This is a genomic window from Pseudomonas sp. FW305-E2, assembly GCF_058782925.1.
The window spans coordinates 161,642-170,212 of sequence record NZ_JBYSYE010000008.1; the positions used below are offsets into that span (position 1 = coordinate 161,642).

At 65.5% G+C, this 8,571-nt stretch carries 7 protein-coding genes; 6 read left to right on the top strand and 1 reads right to left on the bottom strand.

The window, feature by feature from the left end; genetic code table 11:
- Positions 1–15 precede the first annotated feature (15 nt).
- From AC3WLP_RS10320 to AC3WLP_RS10335, 4 genes are all read left to right on the top strand, one after another.
- Entirely contained in the window at positions 16–1,191 is a 1,176-nt protein-coding gene (locus AC3WLP_RS10320) for a M20 aminoacylase family protein (RefSeq protein ID WP_088513227.1), read from the top strand.
- Between the two features lie 83 nt (positions 1,192–1,274).
- A complete protein-coding gene (locus tag AC3WLP_RS10325; protein ID WP_088513226.1) occupies positions 1,275–2,585 on the top strand; it encodes a citrate-proton symporter in 1,311 nt (436 codons plus the stop codon).
- The gene (locus AC3WLP_RS10330; RefSeq protein WP_088513225.1) at positions 2,582–4,039 is read left to right on the top strand and encodes an amidase; all 1,458 of its coding nucleotides are present in this window, start codon (positions 2,582–2,584) and stop codon (positions 4,037–4,039) included. The genes AC3WLP_RS10325 and AC3WLP_RS10330 overlap by 4 nt, the downstream gene beginning before the upstream one ends.
- A gap of 64 nt (positions 4,040–4,103) precedes the next feature.
- Positions 4,104–4,877 (top strand): IclR family transcriptional regulator, encoded by a 774-nt coding sequence (locus AC3WLP_RS10335; protein WP_004576295.1) that lies wholly within the window; start codon positions 4,104–4,106, stop codon positions 4,875–4,877.
- Positions 4,878–4,954: 77 nt separating this feature from the next.
- Here AC3WLP_RS10335 and AC3WLP_RS10340 read toward each other — a convergent pair whose 3' ends face one another.
- Entirely contained in the window at positions 4,955–5,827 is an 873-nt protein-coding gene (locus AC3WLP_RS10340) for a helix-turn-helix domain-containing protein (protein ID WP_012052399.1), read from the bottom strand.
- A 176-nt stretch (positions 5,828–6,003) separates the two neighbouring features.
- Here AC3WLP_RS10340 and AC3WLP_RS10345 point away from each other — a divergent pair, with 176 nt between their 5' ends.
- The gene (locus AC3WLP_RS10345; protein WP_012052398.1) at positions 6,004–6,831 is read left to right on the top strand and encodes an SDR family NAD(P)-dependent oxidoreductase; all 828 of its coding nucleotides are present in this window, start codon (positions 6,004–6,006) and stop codon (positions 6,829–6,831) included.
- Positions 6,828–8,543 carry an FAD-dependent oxidoreductase gene (locus AC3WLP_RS10350; protein ID WP_088513224.1) on the top strand — a complete coding sequence of 572 codons (1,716 nt, stop codon included), beginning with the start codon at positions 6,828–6,830 and terminating at the stop codon, positions 8,541–8,543. The genes AC3WLP_RS10345 and AC3WLP_RS10350 overlap by 4 nt, the downstream gene beginning before the upstream one ends.
- Positions 8,544–8,571: the final 28 nt, after the last annotated feature.

Consider the following 8,571-nt stretch of genomic DNA (forward strand, 5'->3'; position numbering starts at 1 on the left):
GCGAGGAGACTCCACATGTCCCGACATCAGCATATCCAGGCCTGGCTCGCCGACGTGGCCAGCGACCTGCACGCGATCCGTCACGATATCCACGCTCACCCGGAACTGGGCTTTGAAGAAAGCCGCACCTCGGCATTGGTCGCCCGACTGCTGGAGGAATGGGGCTATGAAGTGCACACCGGTATCGGCAAGACCGGCGTGGTCGGCGTGCTGCGCAATGGCAGCAGCCCCCGCCGGCTGGGCCTGCGCGCCGACATGGACGCGCTGCCCATCCACGAAGCAACGGGTGCGGCATACAGCAGCCAGCACCCAGGCTGCATGCACGCCTGTGGTCATGACGGGCACACCACCATGCTGCTTGGCGCCGCGCGCTACCTGGCGGCCACCCGGCAGTTCGACGGCACGCTGACACTGATCTTCCAGCCGGCCGAGGAGGGCCAGGGCGGGGCCGAGGCGATGCTGGCCGACGGCCTGTTGGAGCGATTCCCATGTGATGCGCTATTCGGCATGCACAACATGCCAGGGCTGCCGGCCGGGCACCTGGGGTTTCGTGAAGGGCCGATGATGGCTTCGCAAGACCTGCTGACGGTGACCCTGGACGGGGTGGGTGGCCATGGCTCGATGCCGCACCTAGCCGTCGACCCGCTGGTGGCGGCCGCCAGTGTGGTGATGGCGCTGCAAACCGTGGTGGCGCGCAATATCGATGCGCAGGAGGCGGCAGTGGTCACCGTCGGCGCGTTGCAGGCCGGCGAAGCGGCCAACGTGATCCCGCAACAGGCGCTGTTGCGCCTTAGCCTGCGCGCGCTGAACGCCGAGGTGCGGGCGCAGGCCCTTGAGCGGGTGCGGGCAATCATCGTCAGTCAGGCCGAGAGCTTTGGCTGCCGCGCCAGCATCGAGCACCGCCCGGCCTACCCGGTGCTGGTCAACCATGCCGCTGAAAACGCCTTTGCCACCCAAGTAGGGGTCGAGTTGCTGGGCGCCCAGGCGGTGGATGGCAACACCCGCAAGCTGATGGGTAGCGAAGACTTCGCCTGGATGCTGCAGCGCTGCCCAGGGGCCTACCTGTTCATCGGCAATGGTGTATCGCGGCCGATGGTGCACAACCCGGCCTACGACTTCAACGACGACATCCTGCTGACCGGCGCCGCCTATTGGGGCGCGCTGGCAGAGCGCTGGTTGGCACCTGCCTGATTGTCCCTTTTTGACCACTGCCGCTGGAACCCGGGCGCGACTGCGCCTGGGCGATCACCCAATCATTGTGTGGAGTGTTCCCTATGCAGACTTCGAGCACCGGCGTGTCGCGTACCCGGCAAGTGGTGGCCGCCGTTATCGGCAACGCCCTGGAATGGTATGACTTTATCGTGTATGGCTTTCTGGCCAGCATCATCGCCCGGCAGTTCTTCCCGTCCGACGACGCGTACGCCTCGCTGCTGATGGCCCTTGCCACCTTCGGCGTCGGGTTTTTCATGCGCCCGGTGGGCGGCGTGCTGCTGGGCATGTATTCCGACCGCAAGGGCCGCAAGGCGGCCATGCAGATGATCATCCGCCTGATGACCGTGTCCATCGCCATGATCGCCTTCGCACCCGACTACCTGGCCATCGGCATGGCTGCGCCGCTGCTGATCGTGGTGGCGCGCATGCTGCAGGGCTTTGCCACCGGTGGTGAATACGCCAGCGCCACGGCGTTTCTGGTGGAAAGCGCGCCTGCCCACCGCAAGGGCCTGTATGGTTCGTGGCAATTGGTAGGGCAGTGCCTGGCGGTGTTTTCCGGGGCGGCAATGGTGGCGTTGGTTACCCACCTGTGCTCGCCTGAGGCGCTGGACAGCTGGGGCTGGCGCATCCCGTTCGTGCTGGGCCTGCTGATCGGGCCGGTCGGGCTGTGGATTCGCAAGCATATGGAGGAGCCTGAGGCGTTTGTCGAGGCGCGTCGCCATGCCAAGGGCCAGTCGCCCAGCCTGTGGCAGGTGCTGCGTGAACACCGGCGCAGCCTGCTGGTGTCGATGGGGTTGGCCTGCGGCGCGACGGTATCGTTCTACGTGGTGCTGGTGAACATGCCGACCTTCGCCCACAAAAGCCTGGGCCTGCCGCTGGACCAGGTGCTGCTGGTGCAGATGCTCGCCGTGGGGCTGATGACCCTCGTGATTCCGTTGTCCGGGGCGCTGTCTGACCGGCTGGGGCGGCGCCCGGTGCTGATGGCCTTCACCCTGACGTTCTTCGTGATGGTCTACCCACTGTATGTGTGGGTGGCCGCTGCGCCTTCCCTGGAGCGCCTGTTGGTCATGCAACTGCTGTTGTGCACGGCCATCGGTGGTTTCTTCGGCCCGGCGCCTACTGCCCTGGCCGAACAGTTCCCGGTCCAGGTGCGTTCCACCGGCGTGTCGGTGGCCTACAACGTGGCGGTGATGGTGTTCGGTGGCTTTGCCCCGTTGATCGTGACCTGGCTCACCCAGGTGCTCGGCACCCCAGTGGCGCCGGCGTTCTACGTGCTGTTTGCCTGCCTGCTGACATTGCTGGGCACCTATTGCCTGAAAGAAGCACCGCGGGCAGTCAAGCCTGCCGCCTTCAACCTTGGAGTAAAACCGTGAAGCCGCTAGCCATCGACCCCATTGTTGCCCTCGATGCCGAAGCACTGTCCCAGGCCATCCATGCCCGCCAGTTGTCATGCCGGGAAGTGATGCAGGCTTACCTGGGGCATGTCGAGCGCTTCAATCGGCAGGTCAATGCACTGGTCTCGCTGCGCCCGGCCGAAGTGCTGCTGGCCGAGGCCGAGACGCGTGACCGCGAACTGGCCTGTGGCCATTCGCGCGGCTGGATGCATGGCATGCCGCAGGCAATCAAGGACCTCGCCGCCACGGCCGGGCTGCGTACCACGCTCGGCTCGCCGCTGTTTGCCGAGCAGGTACCCGAACAGGATGCGATCAGCGTGGCGCGGGTGCGGGCGAGCGGGGCATTGATCATGGGCAAGAGCAATGTGCCTGAGTTTGGCCTGGGCTCGCAAAGCTACAACCCCTTGTTTGGCACCACTACCAACGCCTACGACCCGTCGCGGGTGGCGGGTGGCAGCAGCGGTGGGGCTGCAGCGGCGCTGGCCATGCGCTTGCTGCCGGTGGCCGACGGCAGCGACATGATGGGCTCGCTGCGCAACCCGGCGGCGTTCAATAACCTGTTCGGCCTGCGCCCATCGCAGGGCCGCGTGCCGCATGGGCCGGCGCCCGAGCTGTTCGTGCAGCAGCTGGCCACAGAAGGGCCGATGGGCCGCAGTGTGGTCGACGTGGCGCGGCTGCTGTCGATACAGGCGGGTGTTGATGCCCGGGCGCCGCTGTCGCTAAGCGAAGGCTGGCGCGATTTTACCGTTGGCTTGCCGCGCGATTTTCGCGGTGTACGGGTGGGCTGGCTGGGCGACTACAACGGCTATCTGCCGATGGATGACGGGGTAATGAGCCTGTGCGAGTCGGCGCTGGCCGACTTTGCCGAGCTGGGCTGCCGGGTCGAGGCCTGCCAGCCGGCATTCGACCTGGCGCGCTTGTGGCAATGCTGGCTGACCCACCGCCACTTCCTGGTGCATGGCAACCTCGGCGCAGCCTATGCCGACCCTGGCAAGCGCGCATTGCTCAAGCCCGAAGCACAGTGGGAGGTGGAAGGTGGCTTGCAGCTGAGTGCGGCGGCGCTGTACCAGGCTTCGTTGGACCGCAGCGACTGGTACCGCGCCATGGGCAAGCTGTTCGAGCGTTACGACTTCCTGCTGTTGCCCTCGGCCCAGGTGTTCCCTTTCGATGCACGCCAGCCATGGCCGGCGGTGGTCGGGGGGCGGGCAATGGACACCTACCACCGCTGGATGGAAGTGGTGATCGGGCCGACCTTGGCCGGCTTGCCGAGCATCAGCGTGCCGGTGGGGTTCAATGCCGCCGGGTTGCCCATGGGCCTGCAAATCATCGGCCCGGCGCAGGCCGACCATGCCGTGCTGCAGTTGGCATATGCCCATGAACAGCTCACCCGCTGGGTGGCGCGCTGCCCGCCACAACGCCTGCTTGCGCCATGAAAGCATGGGCAGGCGCGGATCTTGCTGGCTATCCTGACCATCCCGCTACAAGGAGGTCATACCCATGGGCATCACGGCAGACAGCGGCGGCGTGCGTTCGGTGGAGCGGGCGCTGGCCATTGTCGACCTGCTGGGCGAACACCAGGCGTTGGGCCTGGAAGAACTGCACTACCTGACGGCGCTGCCCAAGGCCACGGTGTCGCGCATGATCGCCACCTTGCAGGCGCAAGGCTGGGTGTACCGCGGCCTTGCCGACCGGCGCTACCGGCTGTGCGCGCGACGCCTGTTCGGTGACCGCCAGTTGCGTTTCAAGCGGCGCCTGGTGGAAAGCGCAGCGCCCATGCTGCTGGAGCTGAGTGAGCGCACCGGGCTGGTCGCTGACCTGTCGTGTTTCGACGGCCAGCGGCTGGAGGTGATGGAAAGCGCCATCCCCCAGGTGCTGCGCAAGCGCTATCCGCTCACCAGTCAGATCGTTGGGCAGCATGCCAGCCTGTTTCATTCGGCGATGGGGCGGGCGTGCCTCGGGGAGCTGGCGGTGGACGAAGTGCAGCGCCTGGCGGCCCATGAGCGGCTGGGTGACGACGGGTTGTTGCGCGATATCGAAGAACAAGCGCACAAGGGCTTTGGTCAGCGCACCGAAGGCTACTGGGAATACCCGGTGCGCCTGCCGTTCCTGATCCGCGCCATTGCCTTGCCAGTACATGCCGAAGGGCGCCTGGTCGGCAGCATTGCCTTGCAATGGCCGCTGGATCAGGCGCCGGTGGAGCGGGTGTCGAGCCTGCACCTGAGCAGTTTGGCGACCACGGTGGGGGAAGTGCAGCGGGCCTTGGCTGTTTGATGTTTCCTGCACGGGTTTCTTCGCGGGTAAGCCACAGACGCGTGCATTGCCAGTACCGCCCACAGAACCTGCGGGCGTTACTGGCCCTCCCGAAATCCGCTAGGGCTCACCCCCGCCTGCTTGCGAAAGAACCGGCTGAAATACCCCACATCGGCAAACCCCAGCTCATGGGCGATCTCTTTCACGCTCAGGCTCGAATGCCCGAGCATGCGCTTGGCCTCCAGCACCAGTCGGGCATTGATCACATTCATCGGCGTCATGCCCAGGTGTTCCTGGCACAACCGCCCCAACGTCACCAGGGTCATGCCCAATTCGGCGGCGTATTCCGCCAGTGGCCAGTGCGCGCGGTAGTGCATGTCTACCAGCTCGCGAAAAGCCGTCAGTTGCTGGCTGCGTCTTGATACTGGGCGCTGCTCACCTGCGGGCATGTACGGCTCATGGCGCAGGACATGGATCATCAGTGCCAGCAATAGCGCCATGCTGCTGGCCACATGCTCGCGGGCGCGGTTGTGGTATTCCTCGCGCAGGGCCCGAAACAGGGGCAACAACGGGTCTTCATCGGCGGCCCAGTGGGGCAGGGCAATCACCTGTGGTTTGCGCAGTTGCACCAGCACGCTGGGTGCCAGCACCTGGGCGATGCTATCCAGCGGGTGCTGCGCAGCCGTGATTACCTGGCCTTCTACCTGGCTGGCCCAATGAAAACCATGCACCACCTGCGCCGGGACGTACACCACGCAGGGCGCATGAACCTGAAACCGGTCACTGTCGAACAGCACCTCGCCGCCACCGCTTTGCAGGTACAACAGCTGCAGCAAGCCTTCGTGACGGTGTGCGGCAATCTCCCAGTTGTGCGCGCCAGAGCGCTGGGATATCTGCTCCACATGCAAGGCTTCGTGCCACACCGGCTGCGCGGTTTCACCGTACAGGGCGTAATTGGGGATCTTGTTCATGGTGTTGTAATTGTTCTGTTCACTGCCCGCTACTGTGCCATAGCTGCACGCAGGCTTCAGGGCGCAGTGGGCAAATTGACGGGAATGTGGGGCTGGTTGCAGGTTTTGTCCATTCTGCCGGTGGGCCTGCCGGCCATAGCCTGTTGCCCAGAACAAGCAACGCTCTGGAGAGCAGCATGCACAACAACAAGATCCTTTCTCAGTGGCTAGGCCTGGAGTCGGCCGTATGCGTGGTGACCGGCGCGGCCGGCGGCATTGGCGCAGCGTTGGCCGCAGCCTTGGTGGAGCAGCAGGCCCACGTGGTGCTGCTTGACCGCGACCTGGACAAATGCCGCGAACTGGCGGCCACCCTGGGGGAACACAGTGCAGGCGAAGTCAGTGCCCTGGCCTGCGACATTGCCGACCCGGCCAGCGTGGAGCAGGCTGCGGCCCAGGTACAGGCGCTGCATGGGCGCTGCGATGTACTGGTCAACAATGCCAGCGTGCTGCGCCCCGGTGCGCTGGACACGCTAAGCCTGGAACAATGGAACCAGGTGCTGGCGGTCAACCTCAGTGGCTACCTTTTGTGTGCCCAGGCCTTTGGCCGTTCCATGCTGGACTGCGGCCAGGGCCGTATCGTGCATGTGGCCTCGATTGCAGCCCATTACCCGCAACCCAACAGTGGCGCTTACAGCGCGGCGAAGGCAGGCGTTAGCATGTTGTCGCGGCAGATCGCCGTGGAATGGGGGCCGCGCGGTGTGCGCAGCAACGCCGTATGCCCGGGTTTGATCCGCACGCCATTGTCGGCGGCGTTCTATGCCGACCCACAGGTGGCGCGCCGGCGTAGCGCCATGACCGCCAACCAGCGCATCGGGGAACCGCAAGACATCGCCGAAGCCGTGCTGTTTCTGGCCAGCCGCCGCGCCGACTATATCAACGGCGCCGAGCTGACCGTGGATGGCGGACTGGAAAGCATGCCCATGGCATTGATCCCGCGCCCTGGCTTCGAGGGGGCAGGCCAATGAATACGCGTAGCTGCGATGTACTGGTCATCGGTGCGGGTGCTGGCGGCCTGGCGACAGCCATCACGGCGAAAAAGCTTGGCCTGGATGTGATCGTCATCGAAAAGGAGGCGTGCTTCGGCGGCACCACGGCGTTTTCCGGCGGCGTGCTGTGGGTGCCGGGCACCCGGCACGGGGGCAATGACAGCCAAGCAGCGGCCATGACCTACCTGCGCAACGAAACCGGTGCCTGCTTCGATGCGGCCGGGGTGGAGGCATTCTTGCGCTACGCGCCGCAGATGGTTGAGTTTTTCGAGCGCGAGACGGCAGTCAAGTTCGTGCCCACGCTGTACCCCGATTATCACCCGCAGGTGGAAGGCGGCGTCGATGTGGGCCGCTCTATACTGGCCGCACCTTACGACATCCGTGGTCTGGGGCCCGACATGGCGCGGCTGCGCCCGCCGCTGAAGACCATCACCTTCATCGGCATGATGTTCAACTCGTCGAATGCCGACCTCAAGCACTTCTTCAATGTCACCCGTTCGTTGACCTCGTTCGCCTACGTGGCCAAACGCCTGCTGACCCATTTGAAGGAGCTGGCCTTGTACCGACGCGGCACCCAGGTCACCAGTGGCAATGCCCTGGCAGCACGGCTGGTACGCTCGGCACTGGACCTGGGCATTCCGATTCTCACAGGCACCCCGGCGCGGCAGTTGCTGCGCGAAGGGGCGCGGGTAGTGGGGGCGGTGACCGGGCAGGCCGGCAGCGAGCAGCGCATCGAGGCCCGGCGTGGGGTGGTGCTGGCCTGTGGCGGTTTCTCCCATGACCTGCAACGGCTGCGCCAGGCCTACCCGCATGTACGGCGTGGCGGCGAGCATTTTTCACCGGTGCCAGCGGGCAACACCGGCGATGGCGCGCGCATGGCCGAGGCGCTGGGAGCAAAGGTCGATATCCGCCTGCAGGCACCTGCAGCCTGGATGCCGGTATCGAAGGTGCCGGTGGGTGGTGGGCGGCATATTGCCTTTCCGCACTTGCTCGACCGCTACAAGCCGGGTGTGATCGGCGTGCTGCGTTCGGGGCAGCGATTCACCAATGAGTCGAATGCCTACCACGACGTGGGCGCAGCGCTGATCGAGGCGTGTTCCGACCAGGCAGAAACCGCCATGTGGCTGGTGTGCGACCGCCGCACCCTGGCCAAATACGGGCTGGGCTTTGCCAAGCCTGCGCCGATGCCGCTGGGGCCATTGCTGCGCAACGGCTACCTGCTCAAGGGCCAGACCCTGGCGGAGTTGGCCGGCAAGGCCGGTATCGATGCGCAAGGGCTGGAGCAGACTGTGCGCGAGTACAACCTTGGCGCTGTCCACGGCGAAGACCGTCAGTTCGGCCGCGGCAGCACCAGCTTCAATCGCTACCTGGCCGACCCGCAGCAACAACCCAACCCGTGCGTAGCGCCGGTTGGCGAGGGACCGTACTTTGCCGTGAAAGTGATCATGGGCGATCTGGGTACTTTCGACGGGCTGCGCACCCGTGTGACCGGTGAAGTGCTGGCGGCCGACGGGCAAGTCATCGACGGCCTGTATGCGGTGGGTAACGACCGCGCCAGCATCATGGGCGGCAACTACCCTGGGGCGGGCATCACCCTGGGGCCGATCATGACCTTTGCCTACATCACCGGGCGCCATCTGGCGGGTGTCGAGCAGGGGCTGGCGGCGGGCAACGCACGGGAGGTGGCGTGATGGACAAGCCTGTGGTCGACCACCGCAT